Source organism: Paralcaligenes ureilyticus (genome assembly GCF_004346225.1).
Lineage (GTDB): Bacteria > Pseudomonadota > Gammaproteobacteria > Burkholderiales > Burkholderiaceae_B > Paralcaligenes > Paralcaligenes ureilyticus.
On sequence record NZ_SMAJ01000004.1, the window covers coordinates 153,979 to 173,364 of the forward strand.

At 54.2% G+C, this 19,386-nt stretch carries 20 protein-coding genes; 7 read left to right on the forward strand and 13 right to left on the reverse strand.

Annotated elements, in window-relative coordinates; all coding sequences use genetic code 11:
* Nucleotides 1–66 precede the first annotated feature (66 nt).
* A complete protein-coding gene (locus tag EDC26_RS07545) occupies nucleotides 67–999 on the reverse strand; it encodes a LysR family transcriptional regulator (RefSeq protein ID WP_132581103.1) in 933 nt (310 codons plus the stop codon).
* A 119-nt stretch (nucleotides 1,000–1,118) separates the two neighbouring features.
* On the opposite strand from EDC26_RS07545, the gene EDC26_RS07550 reads away from it, so the two are divergent.
* Genes EDC26_RS07550 through EDC26_RS07565 form a run of 4 tightly spaced genes read left to right on the forward strand, consistent with a single transcriptional unit; the run spans nucleotide 1,119 to nucleotide 4,545 of the window.
* Complete coding sequence (locus EDC26_RS07550) at nucleotides 1,119–1,943, forward strand: TauD/TfdA dioxygenase family protein (protein WP_132581105.1); 825 nt, start codon at nucleotides 1,119–1,121, stop codon at nucleotides 1,941–1,943.
* A gap of 36 nt (nucleotides 1,944–1,979) precedes the next feature.
* Complete coding sequence (locus EDC26_RS07555; RefSeq protein WP_243700830.1) at nucleotides 1,980–3,014, forward strand: Bug family tripartite tricarboxylate transporter substrate binding protein; 1,035 nt, start codon at nucleotides 1,980–1,982, stop codon at nucleotides 3,012–3,014.
* A gap of 26 nt (nucleotides 3,015–3,040) precedes the next feature.
* A complete protein-coding gene (locus EDC26_RS07560; protein ID WP_132581107.1) occupies nucleotides 3,041–3,757 on the forward strand; it encodes an SDR family NAD(P)-dependent oxidoreductase in 717 nt (238 codons plus the stop codon).
* A 47-nt stretch (nucleotides 3,758–3,804) separates the two neighbouring features.
* Nucleotides 3,805–4,545: an SDR family oxidoreductase gene (locus EDC26_RS07565; protein WP_279432679.1), complete on the forward strand. Its 741-nt coding sequence runs from the start codon at nucleotides 3,805–3,807 to the stop codon at nucleotides 4,543–4,545.
* 176 nt (nucleotides 4,546–4,721) lie between these two features.
* Here EDC26_RS07565 and EDC26_RS07570 read toward each other — a convergent pair whose 3' ends face one another.
* The 8 genes from EDC26_RS07570 to EDC26_RS07605 all read right to left on the reverse strand — a co-directional run bounded on the left by EDC26_RS07570 (nucleotide 4,722) and on the right by EDC26_RS07605 (nucleotide 12,154).
* Nucleotides 4,722–5,486: a sulfite exporter TauE/SafE family protein gene (locus EDC26_RS07570; RefSeq protein WP_132581111.1), complete on the reverse strand. Its 765-nt coding sequence runs from the start codon at nucleotides 5,484–5,486 to the stop codon at nucleotides 4,722–4,724.
* 51 nt (nucleotides 5,487–5,537) lie between these two features.
* Entirely contained in the window at nucleotides 5,538–6,545 is a 1,008-nt protein-coding gene (locus tag EDC26_RS07575) for an Ldh family oxidoreductase (protein WP_132581113.1), read from the reverse strand.
* A gap of 27 nt (nucleotides 6,546–6,572) precedes the next feature.
* The gene (locus EDC26_RS07580; protein ID WP_132581115.1) at nucleotides 6,573–7,496 is read right to left on the reverse strand and encodes a hydroxyacid dehydrogenase; all 924 of its coding nucleotides are present in this window, start codon (nucleotides 7,494–7,496) and stop codon (nucleotides 6,573–6,575) included.
* A gap of 165 nt (nucleotides 7,497–7,661) precedes the next feature.
* Entirely contained in the window at nucleotides 7,662–8,567 is a 906-nt protein-coding gene (locus EDC26_RS07585) for an ABC transporter permease (RefSeq protein ID WP_132581117.1), read from the reverse strand.
* A complete protein-coding gene (locus EDC26_RS07590; RefSeq protein ID WP_132581119.1) occupies nucleotides 8,560–9,351 on the reverse strand; it encodes an ABC transporter ATP-binding protein in 792 nt (263 codons plus the stop codon). The genes EDC26_RS07585 and EDC26_RS07590 overlap by 8 nt, the downstream gene beginning before the upstream one ends.
* A gap of 99 nt (nucleotides 9,352–9,450) precedes the next feature.
* Complete coding sequence (locus EDC26_RS07595) at nucleotides 9,451–10,455, reverse strand: ABC transporter substrate-binding protein (protein WP_132581121.1); 1,005 nt, start codon at nucleotides 10,453–10,455, stop codon at nucleotides 9,451–9,453.
* A gap of 141 nt (nucleotides 10,456–10,596) precedes the next feature.
* Nucleotides 10,597–11,766, reverse strand: coding sequence for a UxaA family hydrolase (locus EDC26_RS07600; RefSeq protein ID WP_132581123.1), 1,170 nt, complete (start codon nucleotides 11,764–11,766; stop codon nucleotides 10,597–10,599).
* A 106-nt stretch (nucleotides 11,767–11,872) separates the two neighbouring features.
* The gene (locus tag EDC26_RS07605; RefSeq protein ID WP_132581135.1) at nucleotides 11,873–12,154 is read right to left on the reverse strand and encodes a UxaA family hydrolase; all 282 of its coding nucleotides are present in this window, start codon (nucleotides 12,152–12,154) and stop codon (nucleotides 11,873–11,875) included.
* A 360-nt stretch (nucleotides 12,155–12,514) separates the two neighbouring features.
* On the opposite strand from EDC26_RS07605, the gene EDC26_RS07610 reads away from it, so the two are divergent.
* The 3 genes from EDC26_RS07610 to EDC26_RS07620 all read left to right on the forward strand — a co-directional run bounded on the left by EDC26_RS07610 (nucleotide 12,515) and on the right by EDC26_RS07620 (nucleotide 16,130).
* Nucleotides 12,515–13,714 carry a glycine C-acetyltransferase gene (locus tag EDC26_RS07610; protein ID WP_132581137.1) on the forward strand — a complete coding sequence of 400 codons (1,200 nt, stop codon included), beginning with the start codon at nucleotides 12,515–12,517 and terminating at the stop codon, nucleotides 13,712–13,714.
* 154 nt (nucleotides 13,715–13,868) lie between these two features.
* Entirely contained in the window at nucleotides 13,869–14,903 is a 1,035-nt protein-coding gene (tdh, locus tag EDC26_RS07615) for an L-threonine 3-dehydrogenase (RefSeq protein ID WP_132581139.1), read from the forward strand.
* Between the two features lie 276 nt (nucleotides 14,904–15,179).
* Nucleotides 15,180–16,130 carry a pseudouridine synthase gene (locus EDC26_RS07620; RefSeq protein ID WP_132581141.1) on the forward strand — a complete coding sequence of 317 codons (951 nt, stop codon included), beginning with the start codon at nucleotides 15,180–15,182 and terminating at the stop codon, nucleotides 16,128–16,130.
* Here EDC26_RS07620 and EDC26_RS07625 read toward each other — a convergent pair.
* The 4 genes from EDC26_RS07625 to EDC26_RS07640 are packed head-to-tail and all read right to left on the reverse strand — an operon-like array spanning nucleotide 16,102 to nucleotide 19,302.
* Nucleotides 16,102–17,064 (reverse strand): agmatinase, encoded by a 963-nt coding sequence (locus tag EDC26_RS07625; RefSeq protein ID WP_132581143.1) that lies wholly within the window; start codon nucleotides 17,062–17,064, stop codon nucleotides 16,102–16,104. The two genes, EDC26_RS07620 and EDC26_RS07625, sit on opposite strands and share 29 nt — an antisense overlap.
* 42 nt (nucleotides 17,065–17,106) lie before the next feature.
* Complete coding sequence (locus EDC26_RS07630) at nucleotides 17,107–17,769, reverse strand: amino acid ABC transporter permease (RefSeq protein ID WP_132581145.1); 663 nt, start codon at nucleotides 17,767–17,769, stop codon at nucleotides 17,107–17,109.
* The gene (locus EDC26_RS07635) at nucleotides 17,759–18,439 is read right to left on the reverse strand and encodes an amino acid ABC transporter permease (RefSeq protein ID WP_132581147.1); all 681 of its coding nucleotides are present in this window, start codon (nucleotides 18,437–18,439) and stop codon (nucleotides 17,759–17,761) included. The genes EDC26_RS07630 and EDC26_RS07635 overlap by 11 nt, the downstream gene beginning before the upstream one ends.
* 17 nt (nucleotides 18,440–18,456) lie before the next feature.
* On the reverse strand, nucleotides 18,457–19,302 hold the full coding sequence (locus EDC26_RS07640) for a transporter substrate-binding domain-containing protein (protein WP_132581149.1): 846 nt from the start codon (nucleotides 19,300–19,302) through the stop codon (nucleotides 18,457–18,459).
* Nucleotides 19,303–19,386: the final 84 nt, after the last annotated feature.

Below are 19,386 nucleotides of genomic sequence, written 5' to 3' on the forward strand. Positions count from 1 at the left end.
TACGTCTTTGTAGCGGCACCCCTTGTGGGTGCCATCGATTTGTGGAAACTTTATTTCGTGCAAATCCTACTTATGGATATGATTGTTTTCCTGGGGGGTAGCACGACGGCTATGCGAAAAATAGTTGCGTGCCAACGCTGTGAACTGATCCAGTATCGGTAAATTTTGCCCCCTAAGCCAAGCGAGCCCAACGGATAAACGAGGTGCTTCTTCGGAAAAGTTTCGATAGGAAACGCCGTTTATTTTCATCAAAGTTTGCGATTCCGGTACCGGAGAGAACCCGCGGCCCGCGGCGACAAGAGCAAGCGCAGAATACGTCGTTGTGACTTCCTCGTACCCCGCCGGCGTTACTCCAAATTGGGCAAAAAAATCCCTGAAGAGATTTCGGGTGCTCCTTTTGTTGTCGTGGCTTGGGTAGCCTATCATAGGCAAGTTGATTAAGTCCTTAATTGAAATTTTCTTCTTCCTGGCTTGTGGCGAAGATGTCGGTAGGGCGATGCAATATCGCTCTTGGAATAAGCTGACGGTTTCAAGGTCTGGATGATATACAGGCTCCCGAACAATTCCTATATTGACGCCGCCATCGACAAGAGTAGCGGCCTGTTGTTGTGTAGAGTATTCGACCAGCTTGATTCGGACGTCTGGAATTTTGTCAAAACAGTGTTTTAGGAAACCGGGCAAAAACGTATATGTATGTGCGTGAAGGACGCCTAATGTCAGCAGTGTGGCCCTTTCGTACTTTGCGTCGGCGACGACTGCCCTGCATCGATCAATGTCGAGCAGAATAGTTCGCACATGCTCCATCAATGCTTTCCCTTCGTTGGTCAGTTGCACCGAGCGTGTAGTGCGCCTGAACAGCTGCGCCTGAAGATCTTGTTCCAATGCCTGAATATGCTCGGTCAGCGGTGGCTGACTTATCCCCAATCTGTTGGCGGCCCGCCCATAGTGTTCTTCTTCTGCAACCGCCAAGAAATATCGTAGCTGCTTGAGGTTTAGCATTATTCGATTTTTCCTAATAATGAGCCGGCACAAATGTATTAGACCATTATCAAATAAAGACCTAAATTGTCAATTGATCTGTTCGGTAAATCAAGATAACCAGCTACGAGATATTAATAATGGAAATTAGGCCTTTAACAGGAACCATAGGTGCCGAGTTATTTGGGGTAGATATTGCAGGTGGCTGTACTGATTCGGCAATAGCCGACATTAGAGGTGCGCTGTTGAAATATCACGTTATTTTTTTACGTGATCAAAAAATAGCTCCTGAACAGCAAATAAAATTCGCCGAACAGTTTGGGCCGATAAGCAAGACGCCAGTCTATCAGACGCTAAATGATTATCCGCAGATTATGCCTGTCGTAAAAGAGCCGAATGAAAAAGACATAATAGGGGACACTTGGCACACTGATGAAACGTACCAGCGGACGCCGCCATTAGGCTCAATTCTTTATGCGCGTGAGGTGCCCAAAGTGGGGGGCGATACTCTGTGGTCCAATTTATATCTTGCTTACGATGGCTTGTCTGATGGATTAAAAGAACAGCTGGGAAGCCTGAAGGCAATACATTCCAACGATTTCTTGTCGAAAAATGCCAAAGCCCGTAATGCCACTCGATCGACAAAATTGCAGGAGGATGTGGGGCGCATCGATAGCATCCATCCGGTGGTACGTACGCACGAAGAAAGCGGTAAAAAATGCCTGTTTGTGAACCGCCCTTTTACATATGCCTTTGCAGGTATGTCGCGTGAAGAAAGCCTGCCTCTCTTGGAATATTTATATAAAGAAAGCATCAAGCCTGAAAATACCTGCCGCTTTAGATGGAAAGAAGGGTCTTTAGCCTTTTGGGATAATCGTTGCACTATGCACTACGCCATTAACGATTACCCGGGGCAAAGAAGGGAAATGCATCGAATTACGATACAAGGCACCGAGCCGATATAACTACTGTTACCGCCAAATAGAGGAGGATAGGCTTTCATGTATCAATTTCCATTGATGGATGAATGCCTAGATCAAAAAATGAAATACAAGAAATTTGCACTGACGCTAACACTCACGCTATCCACTATTAGCCTTGCTCTTCCGACGATGTCTTGCGCCGCTGAAAATACATGGCCAGACCATCAAGTCACCCTGGTGGTGGGATACGCGGCAGGCGGCACGACAGATATCATTGCCCGGCTTATGGCGAAAACATTGACAGCGGCTACCGGGCAACCTTTTGTAGTCGAGAATAGGTCAGGTGCCAATAGTAATATTGGTGCCGAGAACGTGAAGCGGGCGCGTGCCGATGGGTACACCTACTTTGTAGGGTCGACAGCAAATGCTATTAATCATTCGTTATACAAAAATCTGAACTACAACATATATAGCGATTTCGAGTCGGTAGCCTTGCTGGGTACTGTCCCAAATCTGTTGGTTGTGAATCCCAAATTGCCGGTCAAGACGGTCCAGGAATATATTGACTTTGCCAAACAAAACCCAGGAAAGTTAAGCTGTGCATCTTCTGGGACAGGGTCGGGCATACACATGTCGTGCGAGTTATTTAAACTCAAAACCGGTACAAACATATTGCATGTGCCATTCAGAGGCAGCGGGCCTGCTGACGCGGCGGTCATTGGAAACCAAGTAGACTCTATATTCGACAATTTGCCCAGTATATTGGGCCAAGTGAAGGCGGGGAGCTTGCGAGCGCTCGGAATCACAACTCTACAACGATCGCCCTCTGTTCCCAATGTTCCTACGCTGGACGAAGCCGGAGTCAAAGGCTTTTCTGTCCAGTCTTGGTTCGGCTTGTTCGCCCCCAAGAACACAGACCCGCAAATCGTCCAGAAAATAAATGCTTTGCTTAACCAATCCTTTAAAACCAAAGAAATGATTGCCAGTTATTCAAGCTTGGGGATCGTAGTGCCAAGCGAGAAAAATACTCCGCGAGATTTTAACGAATTTGTAAAAGGCGAGGTTGATCGATGGGCTACGGTTGTAAAGGAAGCTAACCTGCCGCCACTTTGAATGTTCGACTAGAGGGCCTGACCAAGATGCGATCGACCATACTTATAACGGGCGCCAGTAAAGGCATAGGTAGAGCCATTGCACATCGGATGTCCAGCGAAGGCCATATTGTTATCGGTATAGCGAGGGCCAAGCCAGAGGGCGACTTTCCAGGGGAATTTTTTGTAGCTGACTTATCGCAACGAAACGAAACGCAGGATGTCCTTAGCGAAATTACCAAGCGTCATCAGATAGATTGCCTTGTCAATAATGCTGGTCGAACAACTTCGAGCTCCGTCCTTAATACAACACCAGCAGAGTTAGAGCAAATCGTCCAGATCAATTTGTTGGCCCCATTGCTGTGCGCTCAAGCTTGCATTCCACATATGGTAGAACAAGGAAAAGGCCGAATCGTTAATATTGCAAGCCGTGCTGTTTTGGGAATGCAAAATAGATCTGCTTATGCGGCGACAAAAAACGGACTAATTGGGTTTACTAAAACATGGGCGTTAGAGCTTGGGCCTAAAGGGATAACCGTTAATACAGTGGCCCCTGGGCCTATTCTGACCGATTTATATATCAATAATAACCCTAAAGATTTCGCTGACATGCATACTCTGGAAGAAAGAATACCGCTTCGTCATATAGGCAGGCCCGAAGATATAGCGGGAGCGGTACGATTTTTCTTATCTGACGATGCTGGCTTTGTCACCGGGCAAACATTGTTTGTATGTGGTGGCCTGTCGTTGGGTTGTAGTCAATAAACTCTGATCATCTACTACCTGGAGAGAATGTGAGTCTGAATGACAGGGTGGCATTAGTAACCGGTGCGGCGCGTGGAATTGGGATGGCGATTGCGGCAAGGCTCGCAAGCGAGGGTCACAAGGTAATAATGCTTGATCTGAATCCCGAAGTTGGACAAGCGGCTAGATCGTTGCAGGATGCTGGCTATTCAGTCCGGTCTGTGTGCCTTGATATTACTGATGAAGCCGCTGTACTTACCTTACCTCATCAACTGGGAGAGTGGTGGCCGAAATTGGCCATCCTTGTCAACAACGCCGGAATCTCTCCAAAGCATGAAGGTAAAAAGTGTGATGTGGCTGATATGCCTCTGAGTGAGTGGCGTCGCGTACTGGATGTAAATCTGACTGGCGCATTTCTTGTCACGAAGACTTGCTTGCCTGTGCTGAAGTCGCATGGTTGGGGAAGGATAATAATGATAACGAGTCAGGCGGCTCGCACGAGAACTCCTGTCCCAGGGGCACACTATGCCGCAACCAAATCTGGAATGACAGGATTTTCGCGGGTGCTTGCGGCCGAGGTCGCCGATTTTGGCATTACGGTCAATTGTGTAGCGCCAGGCCGGATAGAGTCGACCATGACGGCGGCGGTCGGTAGTGACGTAAATGCCAGGCATGCAGCGTCGATACCGGCAGGAAGATTAGGGCGAGCGGAGGAAGTGGCCGCTACGGTCGCCTTTCTGGCCTCGTACGATGCGGGTTACTCCACAGGCGCAATTATTGATGTAAATGGTGGGAGTTTCATGCCGTAGGCAGGTATTCGATCTCAGGAGCGCCTCAATATTTTTCAGGGATCGATCTATTGAGGCTTAGCAATCCAGATTGCGTCTTGTCCACGTTCTCGCCGGTACGTTTTGTAGGGGCGCGTGATTTGTAGCAGCGGGTACGTTTTTGTAGCGGCACCCCTTGTGGGTGCCACCATCCACGCTCACAGCCCTTTGACAATGGCGCTTATGCCGCCCAGCAGCAAAATGGCCCAGACCAGCTTCTTTGCGGTGACCGACGATATTTTTTCGTGCAGGCGGCTACCCAGAAAGAAGCCGGCCAGGGCGCTGGGGAACAGGATGGCCGCAATAACGTAAATGTGCGGATCAAGCAGCAGCCCTGTCACCAGAAACATGCAAAGGCGGATGAGGGCGGTGGTGCCTATCAACGTCCCCAATGTCGACCGCAATATCTTCTTGTCGTCGATGCGCCCGTTCAGGTAAATGGTGTAGAGCGGCCCGCCGGTTCCAAACAGGGTGGTAAACATGCCACCGATAAACCCCAGTGGCGCGGCCAGCCTTGGGCTGATCTTGTAGGCCTTCTTGTTGATGAAGTTGCTCCACACAAACATCAACAGGATAAATGCGCCCAACAAGAAAAACAGCGGTTTTTTGGGGGCATGGACCAGCAGGGAAATCCCGACAACCGCTCCGACCAGCAGGTAGGGCAACAGCCGTTTCAATTCGGTTTTGTTGATGTTGCGCCATTCGCGTGAATTGAGCACCGTGCAGACGACCAGGTCGAACAACAACATCACCGATACGGCGGTATGCAGGGGTAAGACCAGTATCAGGAACGGTATGGCGGTGATGGACGAGCCAAAGCCGGTTAGCCCAAACACCGAGTAGGCGATCAATAGCGTGAATGACGCAAAGGCTATGTGAGCGAGCGGGATGATGGAACTTAAGTTAATCAGAAATTCATGCATCGCCGGGTGGCCTTTAGTGTCTTCGGCAAGGTTTTAATTATTGGCTCGAAATCAAGGGTGGCCGGCGAGTGCGGCAATTTGCTGGTGCAAGGCATCGGGTATGGTTATGCCTTCTCGCTCGGCTTTCTCAAGCAGGGCATGGCGCCGGTCGCCCGGCAGCCGCACGCCTTCGTCTTGCAGCATGAGTTCTATCAGTTTTTCGGTGCGTGAAAAATACATGTCGGCGCCAGCCATGGCACCCGGGTCGATAGCCAGAAACAGTTGCCCGAGGCGCGGCTGATTGCCCGCCTCCACAAAGAACGAATCGGCCTCAAAACCAAAGGCGGCGCCTGTTAGCGCACAGGCCAATAGTTCGACCACCAGTGCCAGCATGGCGCCTTTTACGCCACCCGTGGGTAGCATGCTGCCTGCCAGCGCGGCCTTGGCATCAGTGGTGGGCTTGCCGTCTTTATCAACCGCCCAGCCCAGCGGTATGGGTTTACCTTCTTTGGCCGCTACCATGATTTTGCCGCGGGCCGCTTCACTAAGCGCCAGGTCGATCAGCAGGGCCTGCGCATCGTGCCGTGGGAATATGGCCGCGATAGGGTTCGTGCCGAACAGGGGAGTTTTGCCGCCCCAGGCGGGCATGGCGGCGGGCGAGTTGCCGAAGGCCATGCCGACCAGACCGGCTTTTCCGATGGGGCCCAGGTGGCCCGCCGCCGCGCCAAAGTGATTGCTGTTGGTGACGCCGACGCAGGCTATCCCGAATTCCCGTGCGCGTTCAATGGCCTGTTCCACCGCCATGGCGCAGGCTTCATAGGCCATGCCGCATTGCGCGTCGATCAGGCAGGCGCCGCCTTTGGATTGCACAACGCGAGGGCTGGCTTGGCCATTGCTGCGGCCGTTGCGCAGGAATGCAGCGTATTGCGGCACACGCGAAACGCCGTGCGAGGCAAGCCCTTGGGCGTCGGCGGCCGTCAGGGCCCGTGCCGCCGCCAGCGCGGCGCTGCGGCTGGCTCCGGCGGAGGTGAGGGCGTCGGCGGCGAGAGTCGTTAGTGTGTCAATTGAAAGCACAGGCATGAAATGCAATCCCTAAAAAATATGGCTTTATTTAAGCTGGGCGGCCACACGTTCGGCTATCAGCGCACTGACGCGCACGTTCGATTCGGTGGTGACCCCGGCAATATGAGGGGTAAGTATAAGATTCGGAGCATCGGACAATGCGCTGCCGGCCGCAAGCGGCTCGTGCGCAAAAACATCGATTGCAGCGCCGCCCAACTGACCTAGTCGCAATGCATTGCCTAGCGCCGTTTCATCGACAATGCCGCCGCGCGCCGTATTGATAAGAATGGCGCTGGTTCGCATCTTGGCCAACGCATTCTGGTCGATAAGATGGCGGGTCTGCTCGGTTAACGGAACATGCAGCGATACGATATCGGCTTGCGCCAATAAGTCGTCCAGCTTGGCCGGTGTGGCCTTGGTGTTCTTCCACACGGGCGCGTCGGCGGCGATTAACGGGTCGTAGGCGATAACCTTGATGTCCAGGCTTTGCGCCAGGCGGGCGGTCAACTGGCCGATTCCGCCGAATCCGATCAACCCCAGAGTCTTGCCGGCAATCTCGCACCCGTCGGACAGAGCGGCGCGGGGCCAGTTGCCCGCGGCCGTATCGGCGCTGCGGGTATAAGCCCGGCGCAGCAAGGCCATGGCCGTGCCAATCACATATTCGGCCACGGCCCTTGCGTTGGCGCCGGTGGCGGGAATAACCGCTACCTGACGAGCTTCGCAGGCGGGCACGTCGATATTGTCCAGCCCTACGCCCAGGCGGCCCACTACGCGCAAGCGCGTAGCGGCTTCAAGTAACGCCCGGTCAACCTGCGTTCGATTGCGCACGATCAGGCCATCGGCATCGGCCAGCGCCGCCAACAGTTCCGGGCGGCGGTCGACCAGGGTGGGGTCGTAGAGTGTGTCGAATTGCGCCGCAAGCGTTGCAACGGAAGCGTTATCCATAAATTCGCAAATCACCAGCTTCATTGCAAGCCCTTTTGTGTGTGGTGGCACCCACAAGGGGTGCCGCTACGAAGCTGTATCCGTACACGATGTAGCGCCACCCCTTGTGGGTGGCACAAAACCTTGACCATCAAGACGGTAGCTACATTATCCGTTTTACGATGGTAGCCACAAGGGCTGCCGCTACAACTATTCCTGCATCCCCCATTTACGTATGGTGCGCTGCTCGATAATGCGGAAAATAAAGTTTTCGACGAACAGACCGATGAGAATTACCGTTAGCAAACCGGCAAATACGCTGGGGATCTCCAGCTGGTTTTTGTTCTCGTAGATGAACCAGCCCAATCCGCCGCTGCCCGAGCTTACGCCAAATACCAGTTCGGCCGCAATCAAGGTGCGCCAGGCGAAGGCCCAGCCGATTTTCAGGCCGGCCAAAATGGCGGGAAACGCGGCTGGGATCAGTATGCCGAATACATAGCGAAGGCCGGTCAGGCCGTAGTTTCTGCCGACCATCCGCAGCGTCGTGCTGACCGACTGGAATCCCGAGTGTGTATTGAGCGCAACGGCCCACAACACGGAATGGATCAATACAAATACCAGGCTGCCGGAGCCCAGGCCGAACCACAGCAGCGCCAGAGGCAGCAATGCGATAGCCGGCAGCGGGTTGAACATGGAAGTGACGGTTTCCAGGAAATCCCGCCCGATGCGCGAGGTAATGGCAAATATCGTTAAAAGGGCCGCCAGCGCCAGGCCTGCGGAATAGCCCATCAGCAATATCCTGATGGAGAACCACGATTTACCTAGCAGACCCCCGCTGACAATACCCGTGACAAGCGCCTTTACCGTTGCCGTAAAGGTTGGGAACAAGAGTTCGTTATGCAAAAGAGTGGCGTAAATTTGCCAGGCCAGTGCCAGAACCACCAAAATAAACATCTTTCGGGCGACGTTGTTGTCGTAGAGCTTTTCCCACCGGGTCAAGGGCTTTTCGATAACGCCGAAATCCTCGCTTGCCGATCGAGTGCGAAAAATCTCGTCGCGTTCGACATTGCTTCTTGCCGGTTTCTGGGGGGCTTGGTTACTTTCGGGGTTAGACATGAACAACCTCCTCCTCTTCTTCTACATTTTCCTCGAACAGCATGGTGTTGATGCGCTCCGACAGGCTCTTGCCGCTGGCATCGCGCGTATCTTCGCCTGTGCTGTTGAGCTCGGCAGTCACCTGGCCCGGATGGGGCGAAAGCAGCAAAATCCGGTTGCCGACTTTCACGGCTTCTTCGATGGAGTGGGTGACGAACAGCACGGTGAACCGTGTGTCGTCCCACAGCAGCAGCAGTTCATCCTGCATTTTTTTGCGGGTCAGTGCGTCCAGAGCCGCATAGGGCTCATCCATAAGCAGGATGTCGGGTTCCATGGCCATGCCGCGCGCAATGGCAACCCGCTGCTTCATGCCGCCCGACAACTGGTGCGGATAGTGGTTGGCAAATGCGGCGAGCTTCACCTTTTCGATGTACTGCATGGCCTTTTCTTCGGCCGCCCGGCCTTTTAGCTTGCCGCTGGCAATCAGCGGAAACATCACGTTTTGTTTAACGGTTTTCCAGGGCGGCAACTGGTCGAATTCCTGGAACACCATCATGCGATCGGGCCCCGGCATGGTAACGATCTTGTCCTTCAGCCGGATCTCGCCCTCGGTGGGCGTGAGGTATCCGCCAACGGCTTTCAATAAGGTGGACTTGCCACAGCCTGACGGCCCCAGCAATACGAACCGGTCTGATTGGTATACCTTGAAATCCACCCGATAGGTGGCGGTAATTAAATACTCTTTGGTCTTGTACTGCAGGGTCACCCCATTTACTTCCAGCAAGGGCTTTGAAGTCGTACTCATTCTTGTATCCTCCATAACGAACTGCGTCGTTTACGGACCTGGTCGTCGTGCCGCTACGAGCGGCAACGCGCCAGTGTCATTCGTGAATATCGTCCGGGTTCAACTGCCCGGCTGGCTGTATGCATTGGAAAAGAACATGTCTTTCCAGGTTGCCGGCTGATGTTTTAGCCGGCCGATCTTGTGTAGGTACGTAGCAAGCTTCAAGACATTTTGCGGCGTCGTCGTGAACTTGATATTTGGGTCGTTCAACATTGCAAGGATATCATCGACTGATGTTTTGTCTTTGGAGACTTTAAGGTAAATCTCGGCGGCGCCTTTCTTGTCGGTGTTGATGTAGTTGATGGCTTCGGCCAGCGCCTTGGTGAAGGCTTCGTAGGTCTTGGGGTTGGCATCCCTGAATTTGGTCGTGGTAAATACCAAGTTGAAGGTGTGAGGGCCGCCCAGCACGTCATACGAATTCAGGACCGTATGTATGGTCGGATTTTTCAGTTCCTGATATTGGAAGGGCGGCGCGGTGAAATGGCTATTGATTTCGCTCATGCCCGAGAGCAATTGCGCCTGGGCGTCCGGGTGCGACATGGATACGGTCAGCCGGTCCAGTTTGCTTTGCTGGCCGGGCCCGAAGACTTGTTCGGCGGCCATTTGCAAGTAGATGGCCTGATTGGAAACCTTGACCGCAGGCAGTGCGATCTTGTCTTTGTCGGTGAAATCTTTAATCGTTTTGATATTGGGATTGCGGGTGTTCAGGTAAAGCGGCATCGAGTTCATGGCGCCTACGCCCTTGACGGCAATCGAGCCCTGGGTTTTGTCCCATAGCGTAAGCAGTACGCCAACGCCTCCCGAGCCGAAGTGCAGGTCTCCCGAAATCAGCGCATCCGTCATGACGTTGCCGCCGGCAAATTTGGCCCAGCCTACCTTCAGGTCTTTAATACCCAAGGCGCTGGCCTGTTTCTCGATGAGCTTTTGCTGCTCCATCACCATCAAGGGCAAATAGCTGATGCCGTATTGCTGTGCGACTTTGATTTCGCTGACTTCTGCCCGGGCCACTCCGGACACAATGACTGACGCAGCCAAAAGGGCCATCACCCAATTGCGCTTTTTCATAGTGTTACCCCATAATGAATCTGACTATCGAGCCAATCTGGATGTGTGCATTGCGGGTCGGCTCGAAGATAGACGTTCGGGCCGACCCGACCCCTGTGTCGGGCGCACACTGAAGGGCTCGCTTATAGCGAGCCCTGTCGTTTAAGCGCTTTCGTACAGGCGCGTCATCACAAATTCACGATGGCCCAGCGCTTCGGCGTTGGTCAGGCGGCCGTTGGCGGTTGCCAGCATGACGTCGAGCAATTGGTCGCCGGCTTCGTCCAGGTTCATTTCGCGCTGCAACAGCGGCGAGCAGTCGAAGTCGATGTGTTCGCTCATGGTGCGGACCGTGCGCGGGTTGGCGCTAAGCTTGATGACCGGCAGAATCGGGTTGCCGATGATGTTGCCCTGGCCGGTGGGGAAGAAGTGCACGACATAGCCCGCGGCCGCGCACAAGGTCACCATTTCGGCTGCTGCCGAAGAGGAGTCCATGAACCAGAGCCCGGGGTGCGTGGGGGTCTCGGCTTTGTCGAGTACGCCATCAACCGAGCATTTCTTGCCGATTTTCTGGATGTTGCCCATGGCTTTTTCTTCGATCGTTGTCAGCCCGCCTTCGATATTGCCTTTGGTGGGTTGCGAATCGGACAAGTCCGATGTCTTGTGGCGATCGATGACTTCTTGATAGCGGTCGAACATGAACATGAATTTGGCGCGCACTTCGTCGTTCGCGCAGCGGGCGGCCACAAATTTTTCGCCGCCGGTTATTTCGGTTGTTTCGCCAAATACCATGGTCGCGCCGAGGGGGTGCAATTTGTCAAACGCATTGCCCACCGTGGGGTTGGAGCCGCAGCCCGACGTGGTGTCGCTTTCGCCGCACTTGGTGGACACCCACAGTTCCTTGATATTGCAGACTTCGCGTTGTTTTTCCGAGGCCCATTGCACGTATTCGCGAGCAACTTTGGAGGCCTTCATAATCGTTTCGTGATCGCCGTGGCGCTCGATGCCAAAGCCGGTAACGGGTTTGCCGGTGGCCTTGATGCCGTCCACGACTTTTTTGGTCCAGCCGTCTTCAATGCCTATCACCACCACCGCGGCGACGTTGGGGTTGGAACCTGCGCCGATCAGCGTGCGGAAATGCAGTTCCAGGTCGGCGCCGAATTGCAGCCGGCCATAGGGGTGGGAGATGACCATCGCGCCCTTGATGTTGTGGGCAACGGCCTCGCAGGCGGCATTGGACAAATCATCGAGCGGCAGGATGATGACGTGGTTACGCACGCCGACGCGGCCGTTTTCACGGCGATAGCCTAGGAAAGTAGTGTCTTTAGTAATCATGATTGGGTCTATAGAAGTTAGAGACGTTCAGGGGGCTGAACAAACAGAAAGCAACGAATGGGCTGTGCGCATCGACGGTGTGGCCACCGGTGCTGCTGCGATTCGTTTACCAGCGTTTGGTCTTGATGTTTTGAGTGTGGGCGTGCTGGCCTTTCTTGATCGGTGCAACGACCTTGCCGATATCAACGCCGTACTTGATGACGGTGTCGCCCACTGCCATGTCTTTCATGGCGATTTTGTGGCCGATGGGGATGTCTTGCTCCGCCTTGATTTTGATCATGCGGTCATCGTCCATGATCCACGCTGTTAATTCCGTACCCGCTGTAACGCCTTCCACGACCGCGACCGCGACCATGTCGTTGGCATCGTGTAACACAAGATGAATCATTCGAAGCTCCTTAAATTCTGTTGGTAGATATTCGACAATCGACTAGAACCGGGTTCATCTTAAAGGCGAAATTCATCAAAGTCAACCATATGACCTATATCTATTTTGTAGTGACGGAATGTGGCCATAGGCTGTAGCGACAGGCCTTGTGCCTGTCATCTACGCAAGACACAATCTTGCCTATCAACGTTTTGCCACCCACAAGAGGTGGCGCTACATAACGTTCCGGCTGGTATTTGTAGCGGCACCCCTTGTGTGTAGCGGCACCCCTTGTGGGTGCCACCTCGGCTTTATCACCCCCCACCCGCCTCCCGCCGCAGTAACATACAACCTCGCACCCGTCCCACCCCAAGGTTTCCCATGCCCAACCCTTTTATAGATCACATAAACGCGCAAATTCAACAATTGCGCGACGATGGCTTCTACAAGGCCGAGCGCGTTATCGCCAGCGCGCAGTCCGCGCAGATAGCGTTGGCCGATGGCGCACAGGTGCTGAATTTCTGCGCCAATAACTACCTGGGCTTGGCCAACGATGCGCGTTTGATCCAGGCATCCAAAAAAGGCCTGGATGAAGCGGGATTCGGGCTGGCGTCGGTGCGATTTATCTGCGGCACGCAAACCGGCCATAAACAATTGGAACAGGCGCTGGCCGGTTTCCTCAAAATGGGCGATTCGATTCTGTATTCCAGTTGCTTCGATGCCAATGGCGGCCTGTTCGAGGTCTTGCTGGATGAGGGCGACGCCATTATTAGCGATGCCCTGAATCACGCCAGCATTATCGATGGGGTGCGCTTGTGCAAGGCGCAGCGCTACCGCTATGCCAACAACGATATGGCCGACCTTGAAGCGCAACTGCAGGCGGCGGATCGGGCGGGCATGCGCTTCAAGCTGATCGCGACCGATGGCGTGTTCTCCATGGATGGCATCGTTGCAAATTTGAAGTCGATTTGCGATTTGGCGGATAAGTATGGGGCGATCGTTATGGTAGATGATTCGCACGCCGTGGGTTTTATGGGCCAACATGGTCGAGGCACCCCCGAATATTGCGGGGTGGAAGGGCGTGTTCACATATTGACAGGCACTCTGGGAAAGGCCCTGGGCGGAGCATCGGGCGGCTATGTGGCGGCGCATGAGTCGGTGGTGGAGCTGTTGCGGCAGCGTTCCCGGCCCTACCTGTTTTCCAATACCTTGGCACCCGGCATTGTGGCGGCTTCGTTGCAAGTGCTGGCGCTTTTGCAAAGCGCCGAGGGCGACGCCTTGCGCGAGCGGGTGCACGCCAACGGCCGGCGGTTTCGCAGTGCGATGGCCGCTCTGGGCTTTGAATTGGTGCCGGGCGAGCATCCAATCATTCCGGTTATGCTGGGCGATGCGCAGCGGGCCAGCCAACTGGCCGATGCGCTTTTGCACGAAGGAATTTATGTTATCGGCTTTTCGTATCCCGTCGTGCCCAAGGGCCGCGCGCGCATACGCACGCAAATGAGCGCTGCGCACACGCCCGACCAGATCGACCGTGCCGTTGCCGCCTTCGAGACCGCCGGCCGGCGGCTGGGTGTGATTTGATTTGTTTTGTTATGTAGCGGCACCCCTTGTGGGTGCCATCGCAGTAAACGGTCGTTGTTTTATAGGCACCTCTTGATCGTTAATCTGGCACCCACAAGGGGTGCCACTACAACAAGGGGTGCCACCCTTTGAATGCATTTTCCTGGAGCGCACAATGCGAGCCCTGGCAAAACTGGAACCGGCGGTAGGCTTGACACTGACCGACGTGCAGCGGCCTGTAGTAGGCCATAACGATGTACTGATACGCATACGCAAGACGGCGATATGCGGCACCGACATCCATATCTGGAAATGGGATGAATGGGCCAGCCAGACGATACCCGTGCCTATGCAGGTCGGCCACGAGTACGTGGGTGAAATCGTTGAAATCGGCCAGGAAGTCAGCGGCTTCAAGATCGGCGACCGGGTGTCGGGCGAAGGGCATATCACCTGCGGCTTCTGTCGCAATTGCCGGGCAGGCCGCCGCCACCTCTGCCGCAACACTCAAGGGGTAGGTGTGAACCGGCCCGGCGCTTTCGCCGAGTATCTGGCGATTCCGGCCTTTAATGCCTTCAAGATACCCGACGATGTGTCCGACGACCTGGCAGCCATCTTTGATCCCTATGGCAACGCCACGCATACGGCGCTGGCCTTCAATCTGGTGGGTGAAGATGTGCTGATTACCGGTGCCGGGCCGATCGGCGCCATGGCCGTGGCGATTGCCCGCCACGTGGGTGCGCGCAACGTGGTGATTACCGACGTGAACGATTACCGGCTCGATCTGGCCAGAAAAATGGGCGCCACCCGCGCCATTAACGTAACGACCGAATCCTTGCCCTCGGTCATGCGCGAGCTGGGCATGACCGAAGGTTTTGACGTTGGCCTGGAAATGTCGGGCGCGCCCAGTGCGTTCACGTCCATGCTCGAGCAGATGAATCATGGCGGCAAAATCGCCATGCTGGGCATACCGCCTGCGGGATTCGGCATCGACTGGACCAAAGTGATTTTCAAGGGGTTGGAGATCAAGGGCATTTATGGCCGCGAGATGTTCGAGACCTGGTACAAAATGGTCGCCATGCTGCAAAGCGGCCTGGACCTGTCGCCCATCATCACCCACCGCTATCCCGTCGACGAATACCGTACCGGTTTTGACGCCATGCTGTCGGGACGAAGCGGCAAAGTCATACTGGACTGGATGCCCGGCAAATGAACGGGTGGGCATGCCCGTGAAAATGAATATGCCCGTGAATGATGGATATAACCGTGAATAATGGATATAACCGTGAATGATGGATATAACCGTGAATGATGGATATAACCGTGAATAATGGATATAACCGTGAATAATGTAGCGCCACCCCTTGTGGGTGGCATCTGGCAGGGAACGCAGTATCGTTTTAATTGACGGGATAATGCCACCCACAAGGGGTGGCGCTACAAGAAACTTGAAAGGCATCGCACATTGAAATCTGGCCGGGCCAAGTTCATGACGCATCCTCCCTTGCCTGTACGCGGCGGGGTGACGCCCAGCCGGGTCTTTTCACCAGCGGGTTCCTGGGCCAGCCTGCTGGAATTTCTGCTGCAACGGTTTCCTTACGTGCCATCCGATGTTTTGCGCCGCCGTCTGGCCGATGGCGATATCGTCGACGAGGCGGGCTGCGCACAAAATTTGGATAGCCCTTACGTGGCGCAGCGCTGGCTCTGGTACTACCGCGAGGTGCCGGACGAACCGATCGTGCCCTTTGACCTACCCGTGCTGCATCGCGACCAACACCTGCTTGTGGTCGACAAACCGCATTTTCTAGCCAGTACGCCGGGCGGCCGCTACTTACGGGAAACGGCGCTGTCGCGCTTGCGCAATATGCTCGATCTACCCTTGCTAAGCCCCATTCACCGCCTGGATCGCGATACGGCAGGTGTGATGTTGTTTTGCGTCGATCCGGAAAGCCGCGGGGCCTATCAGTTCTTGTTCCAATCGCGCCAGGTGCAAAAAGAGTACGAAGCGATTGCGCCTTTTGACGCCGATCTGAATCTGCCTTGCGTGCGCCGCAGCCGCATCCAGCCCAGGCCTTCAGCCTTTACCGTGCAAGAGGTGGAGGGCGAGCCCAATAGCGAAACTCGCATTGAATTGCTGGAACACCATAACGGCCTTGCGCGTTATCGGCTTTTGCCCAGCACCGGACGCAAGCACCAGTTGCGCGTGCATATGAGCGCCTTAGGGGTTCCGATATGCAACGATGGCTTCTATCCGAAGCAGCAGCCTTATCAGGACATCGACGACTTCGATCATCCCTTGCAGCTATTGGCCCGCGCCATAGAGTTTGTCGATCCCTTCAGCGGCGAGCCACGCCGTTTCGAGAGCCCGCGACAGTTGGCGGGGCTGCCGAGTCAGGCTGCGGACCAGGTTCTTATTTCTTGTCGAAGTAACCTGCTTTGATCGAGGCGCCAATCAGGTTGACGATCAGTCGTCCGGCCGTCACGCAGGTGACTTTGCTGGCGTTGTCCTTGCTGGGCTGTATCTCCACAATGTCCATCCCGACAACGCGCCCCTTCTTGACCAAGCCGTGAATAAGTTGCCGCGCCTGGATAAAGCTGACTCCGCCGGGCGCCGGGCCGTCGACTGCGGGCATGATGGTGGGGTCAAGCCCATCGGCGTCGATGCTGAGATAATAATTCCCGCCGTCGGGGATGCGATCCAGCACCGCTTGCATGCCGACTTCGTGCAATTCATAGGCAGAAATCAATTCGGCGCCGTAATTTTTGGCGAATTCGTAGTCTTCAGGTCGGCCGCTTCCTTGCGCACGCAGGCCAATTTGCACTATTTTGGCAACGTGGGTCATTTCCGAAGCACGGCGGATAGGGCTGGAGAGGCCATCCTTGATGCCATTAACGTCATCGCGCCAATCCAGGTGCGCGTCTACGTGAACCAATGTAATAGGGGCCAGGTCGCTGAAGGCTCGCAATACGGGAGTGGTGATCCCATGATCGCCGCCCAGCACAATCGGCAACGCCTTGGTTTTCAAAATTTCGCGGACTGCGATTTCTACACGGCGATAATGGTCGCCCGGCTTGTTCAGGTCGGGCAGGACGTCCCCGCAATCGACGAATCGAATATCGTCGCGACCTTGCAGCAGCGGCCCATCGATGTCAAAGTCATAGTGGTCCGGGTGACGTACGATACGGTCGGATACGTCGCGTATGGCTTGTGGCGCGTTGGTTTGATCGTTGGTATAGGATCGTGGGCCGTAGGCTGACCCGAAGGGCATGCCCAGAATGGCGATGTCGGCTTGCAGGTTCTCTAAATTGGTGACGAGCTCCGAATACAGCAACGTTTTGTGTCCGGTGCGAGGAGCGACGGTTAATTGTTCCATGAATAAGTCCTTAGGCTGGAAATGGATGGATCGCGTTGAGGTTTATCTATGCTTCCAGCGTGCCAGATGGTGTTCGAGGTACTGGCTAGCGAAGTCGAGAGTCGCACTGCAGATCCAATAAATAAGCGCGGCTGATCCGAGAATTTCGACGTAGGCAAAGGTATCTGCCGTTAATAGATTGCTCTGATATGTCAGCTCGGGCAGCGTAATGACGGAAAAAATGGCTGTGTCCTTGAACATCATGATGATCAGGCTGGTAGTAGGAGGGATCAAAAAAGAAAATAGTTGTGGGATCACGATATGGCGCTGAGTGGCCCATGTCGACAGGCCCAATGATTTAGATGCCTGAATCTGCCCCTTGGGCACGCTGTGCAGGGACGCGCGCATAATCTCGCAAAAATAGCCGCCGGAATAGAACGCGGTGGCGCCCACGGCGACATAGAACGCGGAGGTCATTAAGCCGAGAGAGGGAAGGCCGAAATACGATAGGTAAATAATAATCAGGAAGGGAATATTGCGTACCAGCTCGACATAAACCTTGGCGATGATTTGTGCGATTTTCTGTTTGCTTTCGGCCATGTAGGCGAACAGCGTGCCGGCCAGGATGCCCAAGGGGATGCCAATAATGCTAACCAGCATTGTGATCTTGAGCCCTTTCAGCAATACCGGTATGGCGCTCCGGATGATTTCGAAATCAATGGGCATTTGGCAGCACCTTGGCAATACGTCGTTCTATAACCCTTGATAGGGACGAGGCGCAGAACAAAATAATGAAATAGACGACGGCCGTCGCGGCAAATACCTGGAGCGGCAAATTGCTTTGAAGATTGGCGTTGCGAGCCAGCGTTGACAGTTCGGCAACAGAAATAATGGACAATAAAGATGACGCTTTTACCAAGATGGTGAATTCGTTGGTGAGCGGCGGCAAAGAGCGGTGAAATATCTGGGGCAGCAAGATATACCGCCATGTGGTCCAGCCCCGCATCCCCAGCGCCCGTGCGGCGGCAACCTGCCCCCACGAAAGGGTCGACAAGGCGCCTCTTAAAATTTCGCTGATGTAGGCCGCGGTATTCAGGGAAAGCGCCAATATGCCGGCTTCGATGGGGGTTAGCTGAATGTCGAGTACGGAAGGAATGACGTAATAGGCAATAAGTAATTGGATTAGCAACGGGGTGCCGCGCATGGCGCTGACGTAGATTTTTACCAAGGCTTTGAGTGGGGCCGAACAGGTAGCCCTGATAATCAGCAACAACACGCCAAAAACAAGCCCGATCATGAAACCCACCACGCTCGTTAGTATGGTGATGCTGGACGCTTTGAGTACTCCTTCATAAAAAGGGTTCAAAGCTCCGTGAATAGTCAAGAAATCGAGCATGGTCGCGGCTTCCCGGGTTACAGCGCGCCGGGTGGGAGATAGTTGGCGGCTGGCAAGTCCATGGTCTGGCCGAACCATTTTTTCTGCAGCTCGGCCAGTTTTCCGTTGGCTCGCATTTCATCAATGGTTTGATTGATGAACGTGCGGATGTCGGGGTCTTTAGGGTTGACGACCCAGGCCAATAATTTTCGTGCGCCGACTTCGCCGATGATGGTGTAATCATTCGGCCTTTGCCGCATTTCTATGGACAGCACGTTCGAAGGCAGTACTCCTACATCAATGGTTCCGTTTGACAGCGCTACGGATACATCGGGGTAGGACTGATACAGCTTCAGATCCGCATACCCTTTGTGGTCCTTGGCTTCCAATTGCTTGTTGAAGTCTTGAATGGCTGGTTGCGCCAAAGATCCCATTTGCGTGCCCACGACCTTGCCAATAATGTCTTCGGGTTTTGCGATGGCTTTGTTGCTTTTTTTAACCACCAGCATGGATCGCACTTCGCCGATGGGCTCGGTAAACGCGAATTTTGCGGCTCGTTTTTCAGTGATGCCGACACTGGTTGCGACAAAGTCGAATTTGCGGGCTATCAGGCCTGGCAATAGGCCTTGAAACGGTAGATTCAACTGGTTCAGCTTGACGCCGAGTTTTTGCGTCATGTAGCCCAGGATGTCTTTGCCGTAGCCGACAACGTTGCCATCTTTGATAAATTCGTAGGGTTCATAAGCGGCTTCCGTGCCCACGGTAAGCTGACCCCGCGCTTTTATATTGGCGATGGTTCCGCCTTCAGCATAGACACTGCCTGCAGCGACCAGGCCGGCGATTAACGCAAACCCGGCAAACATTTTTTTACTGGAGTGTTTCATTGTCTCGTCCTCTTAGGAAGTTCGATGCAGTTTAGTGATTAAAAATATCCGTGAAAAATGATTTTTTTAATGATATGGTATTGA